Origin of the sequence: Flavobacterium sp., assembly GCF_044339515.1 — a bacterium.
In the GTDB taxonomy this organism is placed as follows: Bacteria; Bacteroidota; Bacteroidia; order Flavobacteriales; family Flavobacteriaceae; genus Flavobacterium.
Genome location: NZ_JBIIVK010000011.1, coordinates 21,626 through 46,114, shown reverse-complemented (window position 1 = coordinate 46,114; position 24,489 = coordinate 21,626). Strand labels below are relative to the sequence as shown.

At 34.1% G+C, this 24,489-nt stretch carries 22 protein-coding genes and 1 pseudogene; 10 read left to right on the top strand and 13 right to left on the bottom strand.

Annotated elements, in window-relative coordinates:
* Positions 1-116: 116 nt before the first annotated feature.
* Positions 117-275: pseudogene (locus ACIQ0M_RS04670) on the top strand (AbgT family transporter); the annotation flags it as partial.
* A gap of 137 nt (positions 276-412) precedes the next feature.
* On the opposite strand, the gene ACIQ0M_RS04665 reads toward ACIQ0M_RS04670, so the two are convergent.
* The 6 genes from ACIQ0M_RS04665 to ACIQ0M_RS04640 form a co-directional block, all read right to left on the bottom strand.
* Entirely contained in the window at positions 413-1,102 is a 690-nt protein-coding gene (locus ACIQ0M_RS04665; RefSeq protein WP_396150220.1) for a LipL32 family surface lipoprotein, read from the bottom strand.
* Between the two features lie 137 nt (positions 1,103-1,239).
* The gene (gene dnaN / locus ACIQ0M_RS04660; protein WP_396150218.1) at positions 1,240-2,358 is read right to left on the bottom strand and encodes a DNA polymerase III subunit beta; all 1,119 of its coding nucleotides are present in this window, start codon (positions 2,356-2,358) and stop codon (positions 1,240-1,242) included.
* A gap of 72 nt (positions 2,359-2,430) precedes the next feature.
* Positions 2,431-4,095 (bottom strand): gliding motility-associated ABC transporter substrate-binding protein GldG, encoded by a 1,665-nt coding sequence (gene gldG / locus ACIQ0M_RS04655; protein ID WP_396150216.1) that lies wholly within the window; start codon positions 4,093-4,095, stop codon positions 2,431-2,433.
* Complete coding sequence (gldF, locus tag ACIQ0M_RS04650; protein ID WP_396150214.1) at positions 4,095-4,820, bottom strand: gliding motility-associated ABC transporter permease subunit GldF; 726 nt, start codon at positions 4,818-4,820, stop codon at positions 4,095-4,097. Before gldF ends, gldG begins: the two co-directional genes overlap by 1 nt.
* 96 nt (positions 4,821-4,916) lie before the next feature.
* The gene (locus tag ACIQ0M_RS04645; RefSeq protein ID WP_396150212.1) at positions 4,917-5,213 is read right to left on the bottom strand and encodes a putative quinol monooxygenase; all 297 of its coding nucleotides are present in this window, start codon (positions 5,211-5,213) and stop codon (positions 4,917-4,919) included.
* 5 nt (positions 5,214-5,218) lie between these two features.
* Positions 5,219-6,046, bottom strand: coding sequence for an S-adenosyl-l-methionine hydroxide adenosyltransferase family protein (locus ACIQ0M_RS04640; RefSeq protein WP_396150210.1), 828 nt, complete (start codon positions 6,044-6,046; stop codon positions 5,219-5,221).
* A gap of 106 nt (positions 6,047-6,152) precedes the next feature.
* On the opposite strand from ACIQ0M_RS04640, the gene ACIQ0M_RS04635 reads away from it, so the two are divergent.
* The 8 genes from ACIQ0M_RS04635 (at position 6,153) to ACIQ0M_RS04600 (ending at position 12,700) form a co-directional block, all read left to right on the top strand.
* Positions 6,153-7,103: a PhoH family protein gene (locus ACIQ0M_RS04635; RefSeq protein ID WP_396150208.1), complete on the top strand. Its 951-nt coding sequence runs from the start codon at positions 6,153-6,155 to the stop codon at positions 7,101-7,103.
* A gap of 172 nt (positions 7,104-7,275) precedes the next feature.
* Positions 7,276-7,785 carry a hypothetical protein gene (locus ACIQ0M_RS04630; protein WP_396150206.1) on the top strand — a complete coding sequence of 170 codons (510 nt, stop codon included), beginning with the start codon at positions 7,276-7,278 and terminating at the stop codon, positions 7,783-7,785.
* Positions 7,786-7,911: 126 nt separating this feature from the next.
* Positions 7,912-8,862 (top strand): phosphoribosylaminoimidazolesuccinocarboxamide synthase, encoded by a 951-nt coding sequence (locus ACIQ0M_RS04625; protein WP_396150204.1) that lies wholly within the window; start codon positions 7,912-7,914, stop codon positions 8,860-8,862.
* Between the two features lie 233 nt (positions 8,863-9,095).
* On the top strand, positions 9,096-9,692 hold the full coding sequence (locus ACIQ0M_RS04620) for a DUF1684 domain-containing protein (protein WP_396150202.1): 597 nt from the start codon (positions 9,096-9,098) through the stop codon (positions 9,690-9,692).
* Between the two features lie 17 nt (positions 9,693-9,709).
* Entirely contained in the window at positions 9,710-10,321 is a 612-nt protein-coding gene (locus tag ACIQ0M_RS04615) for a hypothetical protein (RefSeq protein ID WP_396150200.1), read from the top strand.
* A gap of 26 nt (positions 10,322-10,347) precedes the next feature.
* Positions 10,348-11,007 carry a TatD family hydrolase gene (locus tag ACIQ0M_RS04610; protein ID WP_396150198.1) on the top strand — a complete coding sequence of 220 codons (660 nt, stop codon included), beginning with the start codon at positions 10,348-10,350 and terminating at the stop codon, positions 11,005-11,007.
* A 157-nt stretch (positions 11,008-11,164) separates the two neighbouring features.
* Entirely contained in the window at positions 11,165-11,881 is a 717-nt protein-coding gene (locus tag ACIQ0M_RS04605; RefSeq protein ID WP_396150196.1) for a ThiF family adenylyltransferase, read from the top strand.
* Positions 11,882-12,040: 159 nt separating this feature from the next.
* Entirely contained in the window at positions 12,041-12,700 is a 660-nt protein-coding gene (locus ACIQ0M_RS04600) for an HAD family hydrolase (RefSeq protein ID WP_396150194.1), read from the top strand.
* Between the two features lies 1 nt (position 12,701).
* On the opposite strand, the gene ACIQ0M_RS04595 is transcribed toward ACIQ0M_RS04600, so the two are convergent.
* The 4 genes from ACIQ0M_RS04595 to ACIQ0M_RS04580 are packed head-to-tail and all read right to left on the bottom strand — an operon-like array spanning position 12,702 to position 16,674.
* The gene (locus ACIQ0M_RS04595) at positions 12,702-14,162 is read right to left on the bottom strand and encodes a deoxyribodipyrimidine photo-lyase/cryptochrome family protein (RefSeq protein WP_396150192.1); all 1,461 of its coding nucleotides are present in this window, start codon (positions 14,160-14,162) and stop codon (positions 12,702-12,704) included.
* Positions 14,163-14,175: 13 nt separating this feature from the next.
* On the bottom strand, positions 14,176-15,462 hold the full coding sequence (locus tag ACIQ0M_RS04590) for a cryptochrome/photolyase family protein (protein ID WP_396150190.1): 1,287 nt from the start codon (positions 15,460-15,462) through the stop codon (positions 14,176-14,178).
* Positions 15,463-15,504: 42 nt separating this feature from the next.
* Positions 15,505-16,203 (bottom strand): SDR family NAD(P)-dependent oxidoreductase, encoded by a 699-nt coding sequence (locus tag ACIQ0M_RS04585; protein WP_396150188.1) that lies wholly within the window; start codon positions 16,201-16,203, stop codon positions 15,505-15,507.
* Between the two features lie 3 nt (positions 16,204-16,206).
* Positions 16,207-16,674, bottom strand: coding sequence for a cell division inhibitor (locus tag ACIQ0M_RS04580; protein WP_396150186.1), 468 nt, complete (start codon positions 16,672-16,674; stop codon positions 16,207-16,209).
* Between the two features lie 135 nt (positions 16,675-16,809).
* On the opposite strand from ACIQ0M_RS04580, the gene ACIQ0M_RS04575 reads away from it, so the two are divergent.
* On the top strand, positions 16,810-17,661 hold the full coding sequence (locus ACIQ0M_RS04575; RefSeq protein ID WP_396150184.1) for a DUF2911 domain-containing protein: 852 nt from the start codon (positions 16,810-16,812) through the stop codon (positions 17,659-17,661).
* Between the two features lie 71 nt (positions 17,662-17,732).
* Here ACIQ0M_RS04575 and ACIQ0M_RS04570 read toward each other — a convergent pair whose 3' ends face one another.
* From ACIQ0M_RS04570 to ACIQ0M_RS04560, 3 genes are all read right to left on the bottom strand, one after another.
* A complete protein-coding gene (locus tag ACIQ0M_RS04570; RefSeq protein WP_396150182.1) occupies positions 17,733-20,144 on the bottom strand; it encodes a TonB-dependent receptor plug domain-containing protein in 2,412 nt (803 codons plus the stop codon).
* Positions 20,145-20,150: 6 nt separating this feature from the next.
* The gene (locus ACIQ0M_RS04565; protein ID WP_396150180.1) at positions 20,151-21,857 is read right to left on the bottom strand and encodes a sodium:solute symporter; all 1,707 of its coding nucleotides are present in this window, start codon (positions 21,855-21,857) and stop codon (positions 20,151-20,153) included.
* Positions 21,858-21,971: 114 nt separating this feature from the next.
* The gene (locus ACIQ0M_RS04560) at positions 21,972-24,479 is read right to left on the bottom strand and encodes a PIG-L family deacetylase (RefSeq protein WP_396150178.1); all 2,508 of its coding nucleotides are present in this window, start codon (positions 24,477-24,479) and stop codon (positions 21,972-21,974) included.
* Positions 24,480-24,489: the final 10 nt, after the last annotated feature.

Below are 24,489 nucleotides of genomic sequence, written 5' to 3'. Positions count from 1 at the left end.
TTATGAGCAGACACTAATTGACAACAACCACTCCTGTTAAGTTGGCTCTGTTAGTTTCGATGATTTTGCTAAAGTTGGGGTCATTAATGTCCATACCGAACTAAACACAAGTTTCCTTTCAAGTTGGGGATTCTGTATCTAACATTGTAACTCCGTTAATGCCCTATTTTCCTTTGGCAGTAGAGTATTGTCAAAAATACGTGAAGAGCACCCGAATCAGGACTTTGGTCTACATAATTATTCCTAATTCCATTGCTTTTATGGTTTTTGGATGACATTTCTTTTGATTTATTATGCTTTGGGAATTCCGTTAGGATTGCAAGCATCTTGTGAATATATTGCAAACTAGTTTATAAATTAAAAAAGCCGAAAAAATCAATCTTCGGCTTTTTAATTTTTTATTAATTATAGTTTATTTTACAACAATCTGTTCCGGTTTTGCCGCAATTTGTACACCCGGTAGTTTAATCGGTGCCCCAATTTGTGCAAGGAAACTACCGGTTACTTCTCCTCTTTTATAAGTAGTAAATCCGATTCGGTATAATCCCATAACTAACGATTTTGTTGGATTTGAAGTATCACTTGTAATTCTCATAAGTGAATTGTATTTACTTCCCGAAGGTTGAGCTGGCATCTCACTTGAATCGTCATTTTGTTCGATAGAAATCCATTTTGTTGTTTTAGCTTTTGTAGCAACATCCTCTAGTCTTAAAACGCTTTCGGCTCTTTCAAAAGATATCCATGTGTCAAAATAACTTTTCGTATCAGCTGCATTGGCAGTGTAATCAGCAGAAACGATGTCTTTATCGGTAGTTTTTGTTCCTTCTGGAACAGGAGAAATCATTCGAATTCCAATTTCCGGTGCAGCAACAGGTATCCAAACATAAACATAGTACATTTTTTTTCCATTTACTACTTCATCTGGTGCAGTTCCCGGTTTTACAAATCCAAAGTAACTGGAAAGGTCTGTATAAGGTACTCTAACCTCTTTTCCCATTAGACTTTTTTTACCTAAATCTGCTCCAAATTTATCTAGTTTTTGTGCGGTTGCATTGATAGCGAAACTAAGACAGATAATCGCTGCTAAAACATTTTTTTTCATTATTTATTGATATTGGTTATCCTACTCTTTTACGGATTTTCGGTTTCTCCTTATGTAAAAACACTTAAAATAAAGACACAAAAAAAATCGTATTAATAAAAAAAATACGATTTTTTTGAAAAAATGATATTAATATATTAATTATTTAACATAACCGGCATAACCAACATCGTGATTACTTCGCCTTCATCTAATCCATCAACAGGAGTAAGAATTCCGGCACGGTTTGGCAACGACATTTCCAATTGAATTTCATCGGATTGAAGGTTGTTTAACATTTCCGTTAAAAAGCGAGAGTTAAATCCAATTTGCATGTCATCACCTTGATAATCACACGTTAGTCTTTCTTCAGCTTTGTTCGAGTAGTCTATATCTTCTGCTGAAATATTTAATTCAGTTCCGGCAATTTTAAGACGAATTTGATGTGTTGTTTTATTAGAAAAGATAGCCACACGACGCACTGAACTCAAAAATTGTGTTCTGTCGATGTGCAATTTATTTGGGTTTTCCTTTGGAATTACCGCTTCGTAGTTTGGATATTTCCCATCAATTAAACGACAAACCAACATATAATTATCAAAGGAGAAAACAGCGTTACTATCGTTGTATTCAATTTTTACTTCACTATCTGAAGTTCCTAAAATACCTTTTAAAATATTTAATGGCTTCTTAGGCATAATAAAATCGGCTACTTCTGAAGCTTTTACATCTGTGCGAGAATATTTTACCAATTTGTGAGCATCGGTTGCCACAAAAATTAATCCTTCGGGAGAAAATTGGAAGAAAACACCGGACATTACCGGACGTAAATCATCGTTTCCGGCCGCAAAAATAGTTTTGCTGATGGCTGTAGCTAAAACTTCCGCAGGTACTAACGTAGAAGATGGATCATCTAATACAACTGCTTTTGGGAATTCATCACCGGATGCATAGGCCAAGGCATATTTTCCGGAATTGGAACTGATTTCAATAGTATTATTCTCTTCCACCGTAAACGTTAGAGGTTGTTCAGGGAATGTTTTTAGAATTTCTAATAATAATTTTGCGGGTACAGCTACACTTCCTTCACTTTTACTATCAATTTCAAGTGTGGCAGACATGGTTGTTTCTAAATCAGAAGCAGATACAACCAAACTGTTGTTGTTTAATTCAAACAGAAAATTATCTAAAATAGGCAAGGTATTGCTACTGTTTATCACACTACCTAAAACTTGTAGTTGCTTTAATAAATACGAACTCGATACTATAAACTTCATTTCGGTTTTTATTTTTTATATCCCACAAATATAAAGTTAAGTATTGAAACAAAAAAAGTATTTTATTAACATCTATCGGGCATATTTTCTTTTTCGCAAATAAGCAAATAAAGTGGCAAAAAGAAGTAACAATAGTATTGGCAGTCCAACAGTTAAGAGTTGAATATAAGTATAATCTTTTTCTACTTTCTCTTTGTCAAGAAAAGCTAATTTTACTTCTTTATTTCTAATGTTAATAAGTCCGCTGTCATCCAACAGATAATTCATGGCGTTCAACAAAAATTCTTTATTGCCATACGCTTGTTGTGTCCATTGGTCGATGCCACCATTTAACGGTTTTTTGTTAACGTAGTTGTAATTGACAATATCGCCATCGGCAATCACAATCATTTTATTCTCTTTTCCTGACTCTAAATTGTTCTTTGAGGGAAAAGGTTTTACCCTATTTTTAAAACCGGAAGTAAATTTTCCTTCCAACAGAACTCCAATATTTTGGTTGCCTTTATTGTATGATTGTTCATCTAATCCTTCCATAAATTCATATAAATTCACTTCAAGAGGAGCTCCAACAGCTTTGGATTGTGGAGTACTTTTTAGTAGAACTGTCTTTTTAATACCATTTTTTAATGTATCCAGCGTATTGGCAAATTCTAATTTTATCAGGTTGATGTTTTTATTAACGGTATGATTGTTATCTGATTTAATAATCGGCGAATACAACCAATCAATTGGAACATCACCTTGAGCAGATTGAGCAGTAATTGGAGTCGAAAGCAAATCCTGCACTAATTGATAATTTATTCGGACACCGTATTTAAAAAACAAATCATCTAAATTTAATTCTCTTGGATAAGCCAAAGCAGCATTGTTTTCATTTTGAAGGGAATCGATATCGGCCACCACCTTATCCATCAGCCACATGCTTTTTCCACCATTCATCACAAATTGATCTAAGATGTATTTTTCGTTATCCGAAAAGGCTTCAGTCGGTTTCACAATAAGAGCAGCATCAAATCGATTTAGGTTTTCCAGAATCTTTTGCGGATTATCTTGGAGTGAATCAAAATTAAATTCACCTAATTGATAGTATTCTTTCAAATTCAGTAGATAATCGGCTTGGTATTTGTCCGCCATTTCCCCATTCCCTTTCAAAACGGCAATTCGTTTCTTTTTCTCAGTTGTGATTTTCGTAATCGCATCAGCAAAAGCAAACTCTAATAATTGTACAGAACTGTTAATGTTTTCAGAAGGAGAATTCCCAAAATTATTTACCAAAAGCGGTACTCGAACCGATTTCTCATTTTGGTTAGCAATGGCCCAAGGAAATATTTGAATTACTTCTTTTTTCCCTTTTTTATTGCTGTTAATGTTGGTTGGCATGAAACCTAATTTGATTAACTCTTCAACGTATTGCTGAGCTTGACTTTCGTCTTCCAACGGATTGGTAAACTGAAAAATTAGATTGGAATTATGACTGCGGAATTCCTCCAAAATTTGTTTGGTTTCGTTTTGAAGACGTTTGAATTCCGGGGGAAAATTACCTTCTAAAAAAACATCAATAAAGACAGGCTCTTCAATGTTTTCAATGAGTTTGATGGTGCTTTCTGATAAGGTGTAACGTTTGTCTTGTGTTAAATCGAATCGTTTGAAATAGAAATTTCCAACTATATTAATGACAATAATTACAGCAAAAAGCAATAAAAACGCGAGTATATTTTTTTTGGTTTGATTGTTCATTAGTTTTTCATGGATTTAAGTTGATACACTGTTGCGGCCAAAAATAAAACCGTCACACTAATAAAATAGAGAACATCGCGGGTATCAATGACACCACGACTGATGCTTTTGTAGTGAAAATCCATTCCCAACGAAGCAACAAAATCTGAAAAAGAAGCAGTTAATGTTGATAAGCCTTCAAACCCAAAATAAAATAGAAAACACAAAAAGACAGCAATAATAAAAGCAACAATTTGATTTTCGGATAGTGTTGAAGTAAACAATCCAATAGATGTGTAAGAAGCAACTAAGAAAAGCAATCCAAAATAAGAACCAACTGTACTTCCTAAATCGAAACTTCCTTCGGGAGAACCATAATTGGAAATCACAAAAACATACACCAACGTTGGAATTAGAGCTATGATAATCAATAGGAATGCTCCAATAAATTTTCCGTTTACAATTTGCCAACTGCTCAAAGGTTTAGTAAGCAATAATTCAATCGTTCCTTGTTTCTTTTCATCCGAAAAACTTCGCATCGTTACTGCGGGAATCAAGAAAATTAAAATCCAAGGTGCTAAGGTGAAAAACGGATTCAAATCGGCAAAACCGCTGTTTAAAATATTAAAATCACCTTCAAAAACCCAAAGGAAAAGTCCGTTTAGAATTAAAAAAATCGCCACCACCATGTAACCAATGGGTGAGCCAAAGAATGATTTTATTTCTCGAAGAAGAATTGCTTTCATTTATTTTTTTAGGTTTAAAAGTTTAAAAGTTTAAAAGTTTAAAAGTTTAAAGGTTTAAGAGTTTAAAAGAACAATATTAAACCAATTTAAACTAGCTTAAACCAAAGAAACTAATTTATCCACACTCCACGCTTCAGGTTTATCATTAAATAGTTTTTTGGTAAACTGCCAAACATCATAAAATAGTTCAGAATTGCGGTAGTTTTCCAAATCGTTTTCAGTTTCCCAATAACTGTAGGTGAAAAATAGTTCGGGATTGTTTTTATCCTGATATAATTCTAACAAACGATTTCCGGGAGCATTTCGTATTTTTTCTTTCATTAAATCAAAATTTTCCAAAAACTTCGGAATATTTTCTTCGTGAAAACTCATTTTTACGATTCGAACAAACATATTTTTTATTTAAAATTGATGGTAATGGTATCTCGATAACCGATTCCTAATAAACTGGTTGCTGTGCCAACGGTCGCTGCATTGCTCCTAAATATGGCAATTTCCAGATAACCGGCTTCGTTGAAAATGGCTAATTTTTCACCTTCATAATATTTAATCGGAAATTTATCTGAAACAGCAATAGAGGAATAATTCGGTAAAATTGTTTTTAGCGGTCTTGGTTTAATATCAATTTCATACGGTCTTCCTTTTCCTAATTCAATAAATTGTTTTTTAGAAATGTTGATGACAATATTTCCAAAATGATCAATATAAATCACGTTTCCTTTAATAGAATTTCCATCTTTTGAAACAATAGGTTGCAAATCGGTAATTTGTTTCAATGCTGTAATTTCTTTACCGATTACGCTTAAAGAACCACCTTTTGCTAAATGGCAAGCTACGGTTTTAAACACATCCATGTCGGTTGCATCTTGCGATAAACGATCGTGAATGTTGATGGCTACAATTTTTTGTGGAACAATATGTTGTGTCAACATACTCAATATTCCGTTATCGGCACACACAAAAAAGTGATCGTTCCATTGCATAGCGATGTGTTCGTTTTCCGAATTACGTTCGGCATCAACGCCAATCAAATGCACCGTTCCTTTAGGAAAACTATTGTAAGAAGCTTGAATGATATAACTCGCTTCCGAAGCATTGAATGGGTCAATATTATGTGAAACATCAATGATTTTAGCATCCGGAAATTCAGATATGATTTTACCCTTCAAAGCACCTACAAAATGGTCTTTGAGTCCGTAGTCCGTGGTAAGCGTAATTATTGACATTTTTTTGTTTATAACTATTCGTAGAACCTACGAAGTTTTTTGTTTAAATTTGAGTGATGCAAATCTACTAATTAAAAACTATTTTTTAATTTTAAAACTGTTGCTTTTGAACGAAAGAATTATTGAACTACACGACATTGCCCCAAAAGAGTTTTGGGGAGCTCAAGACACCCATCTTGAAACCATCAAAAAATACTATCCAAAGCTAAAAATTGTAGCCCGAGGAACCACCTTGAAGGCTTACGGCGAGAAGGAAGTGTTGGATGAATTTGAAAATCGTTTTAACCGATTGATGCTTCACTTTACCCGTTACAATAATATTGATGCCAACGTTATTGATCGAGTAATTCAAAGTAATTCGCAAGAAGAACAACGCATGCCGGATCATGACAAAATTTTAGTTCACGGTATTGGTGGTAAACTAATCAAAGCCATGACTCCCAATCAACAAAAATTAGTTGATTTGGTTACCAAAAATGACATGGTTTTTGCAGTCGGACCTGCCGGAACAGGAAAAACATACACTGGTGTAGCTTTAGCTGTGAAAGCATTAAAAGAAAAGCAAGTAAAACGAATTATTTTAACTCGTCCGGCTGTTGAAGCGGGTGAAAATTTAGGTTTTCTTCCCGGGGATATGAAGGAAAAACTGGATCCGTATATGCAACCTTTGTATGATGCTTTGCGTGATATGTTGCCACCACAAACGTTGGAAGATTATATTTTAAAAGGTATTATACAAATTGCACCCTTGGCTTTCATGCGAGGAAGAACACTGGATAATGCTTTTGTGATTTTGGATGAAGCACAAAATACTACCCATTCTCAAATGAAAATGTTTTTAACTCGTATGGGAAAAAATGCAAAGTTCATTATCACTGGTGACCCGGGACAAGTGGATTTACCTCGCAGAACCATTTCGGGTTTAAAAGAAGCTATATTGATTTTGAAAGATGTGGAAGGAATCGGGATTCTTTATTTGGATGACAAAGACATAGTACGTCATCGATTGGTTAAAAAAGTAATTGACGCTTATAAAAGTATTGAGAATCTGGATTAATCTTACAATTAAATATATTTTTAACTAATTTAAAGCCTTTCCTTAAAAAATAGGAAAGGCTTTTTACTGCCATTTTGTAAACTTTTAAAAGTCAGTAAAATAAGAATTTATTTACTATTTGGCACAGTATTTGAAATAACGAGGATAATTAACATTAATTAATAAATTAAAAATGAAAAAAATCTTTTTAGTATTCAGTTTGTTTTCCGCAAGTTTTGCTTTTTCACAAGCACAAGATTTGAATATTACAACTGACAATTCTTGGTTTAAAGCTGGTTTAAAAGCTGGTTTACCAATGGGTGATACTGCCGATTTTACTTCTTTTACAGTTGGTGCCGATGTGAGAGGTCAGTACTTAGTTACGCCACATTTTGGAATTGGTGTTGCGTCCGGTTACAACCACTTTTTTGGAAAAGATGGTGGTGAAGACTTTAGTTTAATTCCCTTAGCAGGTTTTGCTCGTTACTACTTTCAAACAGAAGGTGTTTTTGTGGGAGCAGATTTAGGTTATGGTTTTTTAACCAATGTTGACAACAACAGTGGAGGAATGTATGTGAGTCCACAAATTGGATACCACAACAAAAAATGGAACATTTATGGTTTCTATCAACATTCATTTACGGAAAATGATGTTGATATTCAGGCGGTTGGAATAGGTGCAACGTATAACATTATGTTCTAACTATTTTCAAAATAAATTTTTAAAGGACGGTTTGACCGTCCTTTTTTTATGCAAATTTTTAAAGCGTGTAATCAATAAAAAGTAAGTTATAATTTTTACTTTTGCACTTCACAACAACACACGACCATGAACACAATCACTACTACAAATTTTAATTTTCCCAATCAGAAATCGGTTTACAGAGGCAAAGTCAGAGAAGTTTATAACATTAACGATGAAATTTTGGTCATGATTGCTACTGACAGACTTTCTGCCTTTGATGTTGTCATGCCAAAAGGAATTCCATATAAAGGTCAAATTCTGAACCAAATAGCCACAAAGTTTATGCAATTAACTCAGGATATCGTTCCGAATTGGCTCATTGCAACTCCGGATCCAAACGTTGCTATTGGACATTTATGTGAGCCTTTTAAAGTGGAAATGGTCATTAGAGGTTATTTGTCCGGTCATGCAGCCAGAGAATATGATGCCGGAAGACGATTACTTTGTGGTGTAGAAATGCCCGAAGGTTTGAAAGAGAATGATAAATTTCCAATACCTATCATCACACCCACAACCAAAGCAGATAATGGTTCGCATGATGAAGATATTTCACGTGAAGCTATTTTATCAAAAGGTATCGTTTCTGAGGAAGATTATCTAATTTTAGAAAAATACACAAGAGCTTTATACCAACGTGGAACTGAGATTGCTGCTTCACGAGGATTAATTTTGGTTGATACTAAATATGAATTCGGAAAAACTAAAGATGGAAAAATTGTCTTGATTGATGAAATTCACACGCCTGATTCTTCCCGTTATTTTTATGCCGATGGATATAAGGAAAGACAAAATAATAATGAAGAACAAAAGCAGCTCTCTAAAGAATTTGTTCGTCGTTGGCTAATCGAAAATGGATTTCAAGGAAAAGAGGGGCAACAGATTCCAAACATGACTGATGATTACATTGAAACCGTTTCAGATAGATACATCGAATTATTTGAAAACATCCTTGGTGAAAAATTTGTAAAAGCAGACATTTCAAATATTCAGGAGAGAATTGAAACGAATGTTTTGAATTATTTAATAATGAAATAAATATCCTTTAAACTTTGTTTTTCAGATTATAGATCAGCCAATTACAGATTATTGTTCAATATTCTTATCACTGATGTATTCAAATATTTCAAGAATAACTCCATTTTGAAATTTTAAATATTGAGAAAATAAATTGAATTATTTCTTAAAAGTTGATACAATAGAAAAATATTATTAATAGTTCATTTAGATTATTAAATTTGTTAAAATCTCAAAATGTAAAAACGAAAAATATGTCTAAGCTTGTTCTTTTTTTGTTAATTACCCATTCCGTTTTTTCCCAACAACATTTTGAACGCGATTCAGTCATTCAATTTCAAAAAAGCATGAATGAACATTATGCTGATTCGGCTAAAAGTCCACTAAAGATAAAGGATTTGGCTGTTTTTCAAGCGTTGGAATTTTTTTCTATTGCTGAAAAGTATTTTGTAAAAGCAACTTTCAAACGTACCAAAAAGGAAAAACCGTTTGAAATGAAAACCACTACTTCCCGCAAACCTTTGTATGTAAAATATGGTGAACTCCATTTTGAAATCGACGGAATTCCATGCCAATTAAACGTTTATCAAAATGTAGAATTTTCGAAAAAACCGGGTTACAAAAACAGTTTGTTTCTGCCTTTTACCGATTATACTTCAGGAGTAGAAAGTTATGGCGGCGGTCGCTACATCGATTTGGAAATTCAAAAAGGTAACACTTGGACGATTGATTTCAACCAAGCTTACAATCCGTATTGTGCCTATAACGAAAAATATTCTTGCCCAATTGTTCCTGAAGAAAACGATTTGAAAGTGGAAATAAAAGCAGGGGTAAAGGCGTTTAAGAAGTAAATTAATTCAATTCAAAAATGATGAATCGTTTTTTAAGGGTAATATTTTTAATTTTTTTGACACTTCATTTATCAAGCTGTGGTGCATCATTTAAAAAAAGACATTTTAAGCATGATTTACAAAAATTAAATCAAAAAAATTATCAACTTTTGGATGGAACTTATTCAGTTAATCCTAAATCAGTTTATTATTCAAAATCTAAGAATTTTTTTTCAGATTCCATCTTTAGAAAAATGAATACATATAATCTTTTTGTCAACGAGCCAATTAAATTTTCTAAGCTTGATACTATTGAATTTATAAATAGTAATAAAAAGTTTGCTTTACGTTTTATTAGTTCTGAACAAATTGAGATTATTTATTTGATCAATGATGTTATCAAATCAAGAGAAATTATTAATGGTAAAATTAAAAGAAATGGTTTATTCTATTTAGATAATAAGTATTTTGAATCTAAAGGAATTCCTTACTTGTGGGGTGGTATAGATGTAAAAAAAAGAAGAATAGGTTTATCCAAAAGCGGTAATTTAATTTTTAACGGAGCTTATTCCAGAGAGGGAGCTTTATTATTCTTGTTTGCAGCAGGTACAAGTTATAATACGGTTTATGAAATAGAGAAGATTAATTGATTCATATATAATCCGTTAAAATAAAAATGTCAAAATTATTCAACCTTCATACACACCATTACACCAACCAAGAAAACATTCTCGAATTAGTCAATCAATACCCTTGGGAATTTGATGAAAAAATAACTTTTTATTCCATCGGAATTCATCCATGGTATATCAATGAAGATAGATTAAGTCATGATTTACAAACAATTGAACAAAAATTAACTTTAAATAATTGTCTTGCTCTAGGCGAGTGCGGACTCGACAAACGCATTGAAATTCCATTAGAAACTCAAATAAAAGTATTCAAAGCCCAAATTTTTTTAGCAGAAAAATGCCAAAAACCCTTAGTTTTGCACTGCGTTGCCGCTTTTCAGGAAATTATCCAAATCAAAAAAGAACTAAACATTAAAGTTCCTATGATTATTCACGGATTTTCCAAAAATGAGCCAACCGCAAAACAGCTTTTGGATAACGGATTCTATCTTTCTTTTGGAAAGTATTTATTGCGAAATCCGGAATTAAAAACTGTTTTTCAATCGGTGCCTAATGATAGATTTTTTCTGGAAACTGACACCATTGAAGAATCGCTAGAAGAAGTGTATACTTTAGCAGCAAACTATAAAAACATAGAAATAGAAGAAATAAAAGAGAATGTGGCAAGCAATTTTGAAAAAGTATTTCAATTAAAACTGATTTAAAATTAAATTATCAGAATTTCTCAAATTTTTTAAATCTGTGTTCTAAAAAAGTAATATTGAATAAAGAATGTAAATATAGATATAGATTGTCTTTTGAAAAACTACATTTGAAATAATCGACTGAGGACTGAGAACTGAGAACTGAAAACTAAAAGAAATGGCTAAATGGCAAGAACGAGCAGAGCTCTTATTTAAAACGGAAGGATTAAACAATTTAAAAAACGCCAATGTATTGGTGGTTGGATTGGGTGGAGTAGGCTCATTTGCCGCCGAGTTTCTTGCCCGTGCCGGCGTTGGAAATATGACTATTGTGGATGGCGATACCGTGGATATTACTAACATCAACCGACAATTACCGGCTTTACATTCTACCGTTGGAATGCCAAAAGTGCATGTGGTGGGCGACCGTTTGATGGACATTAATCCCGAATTGAATCTCACACGTGTGGAGGAATTTTTGTCTCCCGAACGAGCATTTGAGCTGGTTACTTCTGATTTTGATTATGTATTAGATTGCATCGATAGCATTACGCCAAAACTCAATTTATTGATTGCTTCCAAACGCAAAAAAGTAAAAGTCATCAGTAACATGGGTGCCGGTGGAAAGTATGAATCAGCTAAAGTGAAAGTACGCGACATCAGCAAAACCGAGTATTGCCCATTAGCGAAAAACATCCGCAAGCGATTGAAAAAAGAAGGTATTTCTTCAGGTATAAAAGCGGTGTATTCTACCGAAATGCCGGATGAAACCAGTCTAAAAATAACCGATGGAAAAAATTTTAAAAAGTCTTTCTACGGAACTAATAGTTGGATGCCGTGCTTGTTTGGCTTACATGCAGCAGAAACGGTAGTGAAGTATTTGTTGAAGCGATAGTTGCTGAGTAACTAAGTTACTGAGTTAATTATCTGCAAATTTTCAATTTCAAAAGAATAGAAATCAAATAGTACAAATAAAAAAATAAAATATTTTCAAAATCATTTAACCTACTCAGCATCTCAGCAACTCAGGCACTCAGATTCTAAGCAACTCCCTATGATACAAACCGTAATTTTCGACATGGATGGCGTAATCGTTGACACCGAACCGGTGCATCATTTTGCGTATCAACACCATTTTAAGCAATTAAACATTGAAGTTTCGCCCGAAATGTATGCTTCGTTTACCGGAAATTCGACCAAAAATATTTACGAACGTCTCAAGTCCGTTTATGGTTTGAAAGAAGATGTATTGGATTTGGTAGAAGTGAAACGCAATCTTTTCAATGACGCATTTGACCAAAAAGAGGATTTGTATTTGTTGGATGGAGTGGAAGATTTAATCCAAGAGTTACATCAAAACGGCATGCAACTGATTTTGGCTTCTTCTTCCGCCAATGTTACGATTCAACGTATATTCAACCGATTTGATTTGGATAAATATTTTACCCACAAAGTCTCCGGAGAAGATTTTCCGAAATCAAAACCGCATCCTGCCATTTTTCAAAAAGCAGCCGAATTGGCTCAAACTCCGGTGGAACATTGCATAGTGATTGAAGACAGTACCAATGGAATTATGGCTGCCAAAGCTGCCGGAATTTATTGTGTGGGTTACGATAGTTTTCACTCTAAACTTCAAGATTATTCATTAGCTGATAAAGTTATATCGCATTTTAATGAATTGAGTTTTGAAAAAATTCGTTTTATAAAACACTAAATTATTGAGCTTCTCTGTCGGGCAAAGTATGTTTTTCAATTATCCGAGAACTATCTTTTTTGACTTCTTTTTCTTTTCGCATCGACCAGAAAAAATCACTTGAAAACCGCCGGGCTTCTTCCAAATTCACAATCGGAAAAGGATAATCTGTACCCAATTCAAAATCATACAACATTTGTTCAATCGGTGTTAATTTCCAAGGTTCATGAATAAATTCGGTTGGAATTTTGGCAAGTTCCGGCACCCATTTTCGAATAAAAATGCCTTCAGGGTCATGTTCATAAGAGTTTTTCACCGGATTATAAACGCGTAACGTATTGATTCCCGTAACTCCCGCTTGCATCTGAATTTGCGGATAATGAATGCCGGGTTCAAAATCTAAAAATTGTCTAGCCAAGTGCGGACTACAATTTTGCCAAGGTTGAAACAAATGATGGGTGTAAAAGGAAACCACCAAAGCCCGCATCCTGAAATTCAAATAGCCGGTTGTATTCAAACATCGTATGCACGCATCTACCAATGGAACGCCTGTTTTTCCTTCCACCCAAGCTTGATGAAATTTAAGATTAACGGTTTGATTGAGGTTGCGATATCCTTTGTTTACGGCAATAAATTCCATGTGACATTCCATTTCAAATTTTTGAATAAAATGAGCTTGCCACCGCAATCTAGAAGTAAAATTATCAATTTGTCTCACATTTTTCTTTTGAGCCCTGAATTGCATACTCAATTGAATGACTTGTCGAATCGAAAGATTTCCCCAAGCGATATAAGGTGAAATTCGGCTGCAACTGTGTCTTCCTAATTCAGGTTTAGAAATATGCCGACTGTAATTAACGACTCGTTCTTCCAAAAAAGATTTTAAATACCGAACTCCGGTTGTGGTGCCACCTTTTTGAAAAGGAGTGTTTTTTGGAGTTGAAAGTGAAACAGTTTTAAAAGCAGTTTTTAAATGATTTAATTCCTCTTTTGTAACAAATGACTTTATGTTTGGTTGAAAAGAAAATTGCGGTAATTCCATAAATTCGACCCAATCATCACGCCAAGTTTTTCGATTGGATAAACCTCGTTTTACACCATTAGTAATAAATTCTTTCCATTGAATTTGATGTTTTTGACAAAAACGTAAAACCGCTTTGTCCCGATCAAAAGTGAGTTGAATTCCGGTTTCTTGATGAGAATATAGAGTGGAAATGGATTGAATTTGATTGATTTTATCAAAGGCATTAACTGCTTCACTTTCAATGATTAAAATTTCCGTTTGTAAAGATTTTAATTGATTTTGTAAGTCTTCCAACGATTGTTTGATAAAATCAAAATGTCGTGTACTGTAATGATGGTCATTTAATAGCGAAGGTTCAAAAATGTAAATCAAAAGCGTTGGTTCATTCGATTCCAAAGCTCGAAAAAGAGCTTCGTTATCGAATAATCGCAAATCTCTTTTGAACCAAACGATGTTCATTTTATTGATTTATTTATCCAACGGCTTCTTTGTACACTTTCAAACAACGTTCTCTCGCTTCTTTGTGGTCTACAATGGGTTTGGCATACGCAGAAGTTTCTACTTCAGGCACCCATTTTTTGATGTATTTCCAATCTTTATCAAACTTTTTGATTTGCTCTGTCGGATTAAAAATTCTGAAATACGGTGCGGCATCAACACCTGAACCGGCCGACCATTGCCAGTTGCCAATATTACTGGCTTGTTCGTAATCCAATAGCTTTAAAGCGAAATATGCCTCGCCCCATCGCCAATCGATTAAAAGATGTTTACATAAAAAACTGGCGACAATCATCCGAACGCGGTTGTGCATGTGTCCGGTTGTATTCAATTCCCGCATGCCGGCATCTACAATTGGGTAACCGGTTTTACCTTCGCACCAATTTTTAAAATCGGTTTCGTTATTGTTCCAACGAATGGCATCGTATTTTTCTTTGAAACTTTTATTGATAGTGTGCGGAAAATGCCATAAAATTTGCATGAAAAATTCCCGCCAAATCAATTCATTCCAAAAGGTTTCGTTATTGTTTTCAATGGCTTTTGCCACCATTTTTCGGATGGAAACGGCTCCAAAACGCAAATATATTCCCAGCATAGATGTACCCTTAACAGCCGGAAAATTTCGGGTAGCTTCATAATTTGAAATTAATTTATCTGAAATATCAAAGGGAGCGACTTTGATAGGAGAGGGTTCAAATCCAATCTCTTTTAAACTTAAAAAAGGGTAGGAGTGGTTTGAAATTTCAGCTAATTTTTTTTCTGATTCGTAATGAACTAAAGGGATAGTTTTAAATTTTTCTTTCCATTTTCTCGAATAAGGAGTGTAAACAACATAAGGTAATCCGTCATCCTTAACCACTTCACTTTTTTCAAAAATCACTTGATCTTTACTAGTTTTAAACTCAATTGCGTGTTCTTTGAATAATTGATAAATTTCTTTATCTCGTTTTCGTGCATACGGTTCATAATCATGGTTGGTGTATACTGAATTTATTTTTTGTTCACGAATTAATTTTTCAAAAATTTCATTTGGATTACCATGAAAAACAGCCAATGATTTTCCGATTTCCTTTAATTGATGTTGAATAGTTGTAATTCGATCATGAATAAATGTTACCCGAGCATCATCCTTTGGTAATTGTGATAAGATTGCTTCATCAAAAATAAAAATAGGCAATACTTCATCGCCACTTGTTAAAGCGTGATACAAACCAATGTTGTCATCTAAACGTAAATCTCTACGAAACCAGAAAATTGTCATAAGTTTGGTAATGGGTTTATGATAATGGGTGATCGTTCAAAGTTAGCCATTTACAAGTAAAGTGGACATACCTCCATCTACATGAAAAATTTGTCCCGAAATCCAACTACTTTTGGAACTCAAAAGGAATGTTGCCATTTGAGCTAAATCATCTGCTGTCCCAAACCGCTTGAGCGGATGACGTTCAGCTGATTTTTCACGTTTCACATCATTATTCAAAAATTTATCAGCTAATGGTGTATCTGTTAAGGAAGGTGCAATGACATTGACTCTAATTTTCGGAGTATATTCGGCAGCAAGTGCTTTTGCAAAGCCTTCAATCGCACCTTTGGCGGCTGCCACACTGGTGTGAAATGGCATTCCCATTGTTGCAGCTACACTACTAAAAAGCACAATACTAGATTGGTTTGAGGCCGATAAATTTGGTAAAATGGTCTGAATAACTTTCACCATACTAATAAAATTAATTTGCATATCTGCTTCAAAAGTTTCCGGTTTTATGCCTTTGAATGGTCTTAAATTAATACTCCCCGGACAATAGACCAAACCGTCAATCACTTCAGGAAGTTGAGAGGTGTCCAACGAATCGGATGAAGCATCAAAGGGAATATGAGTGATTCGTAAATCTTCCTTATTTTCAAATGTTCTTGAAGCAACAAATACTTTGCATTCAAATTGTAATTCTTTGGCGATAGCATAACCAATTCCGTACGAACCGCCAATTAATAAAATATTTTTCATCGTTTATCTTTTATATTCACCAAAAAGCTCAATTAATTTTTTTTGTCTATAGTCAAAGATTTCTTTTAATTTAGGTTTAACTAAAATGGGATGTACCATTTGACCTAAAATTCCCATCGGAAGTTTATAATCTACTATGTCTTCCATTTCCACACCACCGGGTATTTCTTTTAAAAAATGTTTGTGATGCCACAAAGCATAAGGTCCGAATCGTTGTTCATCTACAAAATACTGTTTGTCTACTACATGTGTAATTTCAGTAACCCATTTTGTAGGAATTCCTAATACCGGTGTAACAATATATTGTATGATTTGTCCGGGAAACATGGGCTTTTCGGCTCCACTTAAGATGTTAAATCCCATGTAATCGGGAGTAATTGTTTTTAAGTTCTTTGGACTTGATAAAAATTCCCAAGCTTCATTGAGTGTTATCGGGAGATTTTGTTTGGTGTGCAAGGTATAAATTTTCATTTTTTCTGTAAAGATAATTATTGTTTATTATTTTATCATAAAAGTTAAACAAAAAGTTTTCGATTTATATTTTCTTTAACAGTTTCTGCGAATTGGAAAACGTAAATTTGAAGAATTAACAAAACTTATTTAATTATGAAAAAAACAATTCTAGCAGCAGTTTTTTTTGTTGCTTCTTTAGCCGTAACAGCACAAGTTAAAACACCGGCGGCAAGCCCTAGAGCAACTTTTGAACAAACTGTTGGATTAACAGAAGTTGAAATTGATTACAGTCGTCCGAGTGCAAAAGGAAGAGCTGTTTTTGGCGATTTAGTACCATTTGGAAAAATGTGGAGAACCGGTGCCAATCAAAATTCAATGATTTCCTTTAGTGATGATGTTACGGTAGATGGAAAAACATTAAAGAAAGGGAAATATGCTCTTTTTGTAACTCCAAAAGTAGATAATTGGGAAGTTATTTTCTACACCGATACCGAAAACTGGGGAACACCTGAAAAATTTGATGAAGCTAAAGTAGCAGCTCGTGTGAATGTAAAACCGGAAACATTAAACCGAAATGTTGAAACTTTTACTATTTCTTTGAATAACGTAGATAATGATTTTGCTCACTTGGAGTTTGCTTGGGAAAAAACAGTAGCTGCTGTAAAAATTGAAGTACCCACCAAAAAGACAGCCATGTCAAATATCGAAAAAGTATTAGCAGGACCAACAGCGGGTGATTATTTTTCTTCTGCACAATATTATTACCAATCAAATGGTGATATTGCTAAAGCTTTGGAATATGTAAACAAAGCAACTGAAATGACAGCTGCTAAAGGAACACCATTTTGGTACAACCGTTTAAAATCGCAAATCCAAGCAAAAGCAGGTGATAAGAAAGGAGCAATTGAGACCGCTAAATTATCATTAGAAGCTGCTGAAAAAGCTGGTAATTCAGATTATGTGAAAATGAACAAAGACAGTATTGCTGAATGGAGTAAAAAATAAGCTTACTTTATTATGAATAAACAAAATCCTATCATCTCGAGTGGTAGGATTTTTTTGTTATTAGTTTTATTCTAAAACGCAGTGCGTACTGATAAAATAAAATTTCTCCCTGGAGCAGTAATTCCTGATGAATAAGGGCGATAGCGTTGATCAGTGATATTTTCTATTCCGCCGGAAAACGACCAACTTTCATTGAGTTTGTAGACCGATTTAAGATTTAAAGTGTACCAACTCGGCACAAACGGATTTCCATTTTTATCGGTTGCATATAAATAATCTTTTTCAACTTCTGAAGGGGCTAAATCTTCGGCTTTTACTTGTGAATTATAAACCAAAAACAAATCCGTTGTCCATTTATTCAACTTCAAACTGATCCGAGAATCTCCAAAAAACGGGGCAGCATGGCGAAGCGGAGCGGTATCACCATTGTCCAATTCTTCCTCACCTTTAGTCCAATTAGCATTGGTTTTCCAATGTAAATAGGGTAGAAGTTCCACATTTAATCCCGCTTGAATTCCATAAACATTTGCTTTTGCAGCATTTTGTATGGCTTGGATGTTACTTACTTCACCTTGAAATTCAATGGTGCTTTCTCCGTTTAACGTGAAATCTCTTCGTACTAAAGCATCAATTACATGTGTATAAAAACCGGTGACATCAAACGAGATTGATTTTCCTATTTTTTGTTGGATTCCAATTTCGATATTGTACGCATATTCAAATTCTAAATTGGGATTGGGAACCACTAAATTTCCGGGTGTGCTTTCATAAATTTTTCCAACATCATCTACATTAGGTGAACGAAAGGCTGTTCCTGCATTAAAAAATAAGGCTGTATTTTTTGCCGCTAAATAGGTAAAACCCAAACTTCCTGTAAAAGCACTCGTGTTGATATTTGTTTTGTCAAACGGATAGTTTACAAAGGTTTTATCAAAAGTGGCATCCAACCAAATTTGATTGAAACGTATTCCGGATTGAAATGTAAATTTTTTAGACAATTTATTTTCATATTGTAAATACGCCGCTAACGATTGCCATCTCGAACCATCCGGATAGCGAGAAGGTGCATTAATTTGATCTTGCGTTTCAATATTCTTCTGAAAACCTATTGAATTTACATAATTTAATATGTATTCTGAACCATAAGAAATTCTGTTTTTTGAACCAAATTTTTTGATAAAATCAAAATTAATTGAAAAAGCATCAACATTTTCAATAGTACTGTTTCGAGTTAAGCTATTAAAGTTTCGGTTGTGTCGACTTTCTTCAAATTGTTGAAAGCCAGCATTAAATTGGGCCTTGTCAAACCATTTGTTTCCTTTTGAATACTTTATTTTTAAGTGATGCATGGTCCATTCTTGCGGACCATAGTACCATTCTGCAAAGCGTAGATTTCCATCTCTCCGCCTTAATAATTGGTCATAACGATTAAAATCGGAAGTGGTTGAATAGTGAAGTGCATACTTAAAATACCAAAATTCGTTTGGTTTATATGCTACCTTTTGTATAAAATTAATTTGATTATAACCAGAAGCAACTTGCATTTCGCGGTTGTCATTGGTGATGATTTCATCAACGCCATTAATAGTTTGAACATAATCCGGTCGGGTATAAGCATCCGGGCCATGATTTCCCATTCGTAAATCTTCAAAGTCACTAAAGGATGCAGAGGTAACAAACGCCCATTTTTCTGAAGCTACATTCAAATCAAAATGTAGCGTTTTTTCATTGTTGGCAGAGGACCAACGGCTCATGACATTACCAAAATAGTACTGACTTTTATCGTTTGTAAATTCTGGAGCTAAGGTGTAAAAATTCATCACTCCTCCAATAGCATCGCTACCATAAATCACAGTACCCGGGCCAAGGATTACTTCTGTATTTTGAATGGAATTCGCATCAATAGAAATTACATTTTGCACATTTCCACTTCTGAAAATGGCGTTATTCATTCGAATTCCGTCAACATTAATTAAAACACGATTCGTTGCAAAACCCCGAATCATTGGACTACCACCTCCCAATTGGCTTTTTTGCATGAATACTTTTCCGGTGTTGGTTAGTAAATCAGCTGTCGTTTGTGGATTGGCCAAAATAATATCTTTTGGTTTAAAAGTTATAATTGAATTGGGTACACTTTTTTTAGATTCTTCCCACTTTGAAGCTGATAAAATCACCTCGTTGAGTGAAGTATTATCGGGTGTAAGAAATAGTCTGAAACCTAGTTCTTCAATCTGACCGTAACTTAATGTTAAGGTTTCATAACCCAACATTCTAATAAAGATTTTTCTTGCTTCTTTAAAGTTAGAAAGGTCAACTATTCCTATATTATTGGTGATTGCAGACGTTTTAGGTTGATTGGAGTTGAATGTAACTGCCTCAAGATTTTCTCCGGTAGAGATATCTTTAACCGTTACTTCTTGAGCAAATAGTCCGTATGAAAATAATTGGATTAAAATAAATCCAAGTAAATTTTTGTACATGTTACATTAGTTAAGTTTTGGTTTTGTAAAAACCTGAATCAAAAATGACAAACCAATAGTAAGTGCCGCACCAATCGCATTTAGCCATAAATAGCCCAGTATTTCTTTACCGGAAGGATAAATATGAATGCATTGGTAATAAATTACAAAAATAATTAACTGACTAATGACACCACCGTAGAAAATAGCATTTCCTCTGATAAATTTAAGAAAGAAAGCAACAAGAAATATGCCAAGAATAGTTCCGTAAAATACAGAACCGATAATATTTACTAATTGAATTAAGTTTTCTACTAATGTTCCAAAACAAGCAAAAAGAATGGCAATTGCTCCCCAGAGTAGAGTAAAAAACTTTGAAGCTATCACAAAATGCTTATCTGATTTTTCACTTTTGATATTTCGTTTATAGATGTCAATTACTGTTGTGGAGGATAACGCATTTAATTCTGAAGCGGTGGAAGACATAGCAGCTGAAAGAATAACGGCCAATAACAAACCCACTAATCCAGTAGGTAAGTAATTGAGAATAAAATGAATAAAAACATAATCTTTGTCATTAGACTCCTGATTGAGATTTTTAATGATAACCTTTGCTTCTTCTTTTAAAAGTTTTTCTTTTTCATATAAACCAATCATTCTTTTTCGCAAAGCAGCATTGTCCACATCGATGTTTAATTGCTTTGCATAGGTAAGTGTAATGATTTTCTTTTCTTCGTGAATTTCTTCCAATTCATTCTGTAATGCCTTATATTCTTCGGCATGAATTGATTTTTCAACGGCAATTTGACTGGTTGGATTAAAATTTAACGGAACTTTGTTAAATTGAAAGAACACAAATACCATGACACCGGTTAGTAAAATAAAAAACTGCATTGGTACTTTCAAAAATCCATTGAAAATAAGTCCCAGCTGACTCTCACGTACTGATTTTCCTGAAAGATATCGTTGCACTTGGGATTGATCGGTTCCAAAATAGGAGAGAGCCAAGAATAATCCGCCGGTAATTCCGCTCCAAAATGTATAACGACTATTTGGATTAACTGAAAAATCTAAAATATTCATTTTTTCATTCACACCGGCAATTTGTAGTGCATTGCTAAATGAAACTTCTTCTGGAAGGTAACTCAAAATCAAGTAAAAGGCAATAAACATACCCAACATGATAATAAACATTTGTTGCTTTTGCGTAACGTTTACTGCTTTTGTTCCACCGGAAACGGTATAAATGATAACTAAAACTCCAATTATAAAGTTCAGCCAATTAAGGTTCCATCCCAAAATGGAAGATAAAATAATAGCCGGAGCGTAAATCGTAATTCCTGCCGCCAAACCTCTTTGAATAAGAAAAAGAATTGCTGCTAAACTTCGCGTTTTTAGGTCAAATCTTTTTTCCAAAAACTCATAAGCAGTATAAACATTGAGTTTATGATAAATTGGAATAAAAAAGATACAAATAATGACCATCGCAATGGGCAACCCGAAATAGAATTGCACAAAACCCATTCCGTCATGAAAAGCTTGGCCGGGAGTGGAAAGAAAGGTAATTGCACTGGCTTGCGTGGCCATAACAGATATACCAATTGTCCACCATTTGGCTTCATTATTGCCTAAAATATAATCTTTTACATTTTCGCTACCCTTTGTTTTCCATGCACCATATACTACTATAAAAAGTAGCGTAAAAATGAGTATAAACCAATCAAGTGTTTGCATGGATTAAGAAAAATAGGTTTTAATAAAATAAAACAAAAGGATATAGAAAGCATTGGCGAGCAACACCCAAATGTAAATGCTTTTTATGGCTATTTTTTTATCTTCTTTCATGTTCTAATTTGTTTTTGTTCCGATAGAAATCATGTTTGCAAATAACCGATACGCTCCCGCAACTCCTGCCGGAAGTTCCCTAAAGAAGCTCAATCCCGTGTAGATGTAATATCCTTTTCCATATTGAGCTACCAATAAACCACCATTTTTAGGTTTTTCGTCTTTGTCGTTGGATGACAGAATAGCCGTAAAGGTTGCGTCCCACTCATTTGGATAATACAAGCCTTGTTCTTGTACCCACCCTTTAAAATCATCGGAAGTTATCTTGTTTGGAAAATTTAGTATTTTATGATTTGGGGCTAAGAATCGCACTTCAGCATCTTCTTCTGTAACCCTATCTCTGGAAATTTTTAAAGGGAAAGGAGCTAATTCTTTCACCGTAAATTTTCCGGTGGTGTTGTATTGCACAATCATGGTATTGCCGTTTTTGACAAAATCAAATAAAATTTGTTGTTTAAAAGCTAATTCTTCCACTGTATTGTATGCTCTAATACCCAAAATCACTACTTGAAAGTTAGTAAGATTTTCTGTAGTAATTTCTTCCGGTTTAATGACACTCACTTCATAACCCATTTGTGTCAAATAAAGCGGAATTTCATCTCCGGCACCCATGATGTAGGCTATTTTTTCATTCGTAGTAACGATATCCAACTTATTGAATTTAGCTTCAGAATTCACCAAAACTTGTTGTTGGGCAATGTGTTCGTATTGAATGTTAATCTGTTCTTTGTCTAATTTTTCGTCATCAACTACCATATAACTTGAAGCAGTAATTTCGCTTGAGTTTTTTGGTGGTGTCACTTCAAAATAGACCGTTGTTTCACCACCTTTTTTGTTGATTTGAAAAGGAATAGATTCCGGTGATACTTTCCAACCTTGAGCAGTTGTAAGGAATGCATTTCCGATAACATTGTCTTTTCCGGCTTTGATTTTTACACCAACCGTTTTACTTTTATCCGAATTAAAAATTTTTACTTTGTCTAAAATCGATGAAGTGGCTACGGGGACAACATCAAACGGTTTGTAAACTTCACCTTTCACTTCATCATTGAATTTGTAAATTACTTCTCGTTCGAAAGGAATGACAACACCATTAATTTCCACCATAAAAGTAACCGAAATGGTTCGGATTATGTCAGGAATTCCTATGTTTTCCTGATTAGAAACAGCATACATTCCAACAGTTCCTTGCTCTTTTAACCAATAGGGAGCGGTATATGCTTGGTTTTTATCAAGAATTAGTTCCATCTCAACAAAATAAGGGCGGTTATTTTCTAAAGGTGTGATACTAAAGGTTGTCATGGAAGCAGGTTTGGAATTAATTCCATTCAAAACCATTTTTTGAGAACTGCGGTTGATGGCCTCCAATTTTACTTTTAGTGTGCTTCCCGGAGTTGAACTTTGTGAGTCAGCTACCGCCTCTAAAAATAATCCGGCACAACCAGCAATGATTTTTTTTATTTCCTCCGTTTTGATTTTTTTCCAATGTTCATCATCCAATTTTTGAATTAAGGAGTAAGCTTCTATTAATTTTGGAATACTTGCAGAGGGGTTTTTAAAATCAAAATCCTTTTCAATTTGAGTAATCAAACTTCCAATTGAAGCACCGCCTTTTACACGATTCCATGAGGTATCAATTCCTTCAAAAATGTTTTTATTGTCTTTGGCTGCTTCACCTTTAATTAGTTCTAAATACTCAATTTCATCACCTCTTGAACCGGTGCTTCCAAATCCTTGCGATTGATGACGACTTCTGCTCAACGCCGCAATTTCCTGGTTCGACTTTCCAAAAGTTGGATAATAAACACCCATGTCAAAATTATTCAACTTACTTTTATCAGCTTTGTCAAATTTATCTTTTCCGCCGTAAAACCACCAAGAAGTATTGAAAAACAATCGCTTGGGTTGCCAAATGGATGTATATTTTAATTGTTCAGGATAAATGGAAGAATCATTTACTACATCATACAATTCAATAGAAAGCATGGCAGAAGAGGTATGATGACCATGTGTAGTACCTGGTGATCGATGATCAAATCGGTTGATAATGACATCCGGTTTAAACTTACGAATGATGTATACCATATCCTCTAACACTTGGTTTTTATTCCAAATTTTGAGTGTTTCATCAGGAACTTTGGAAAAACCAAAATCATTTGCACGAGTAAAAAATTGTTCTCCACCGTCAATTTTTCTGGCTTCTATTAATTCTTGGGTTCGAATGACTCCCAACAATTCACGTAATTCTGTTCCGATAAGATTTTGACCACCATCACCTCGCGTAATCGACAAATAGCCGGTTCTTGCTTTGACATGATTCGCCATGTAAGAAATTAAGCGTGTGTTTTCATCGTCAGGATGGGCGGCGACATACAATACAGAACCTAAGAAATTAAGTTTTTGAATTTGATGGTAAATTTCAACCGATGAAGGTTTTTGCGGCTGTTGAGCCAGTAAAGTAGATGATAAAAGTAATAAGTATAGAAATAAACAATATTTTTTTAAACCCATTGAATGCACA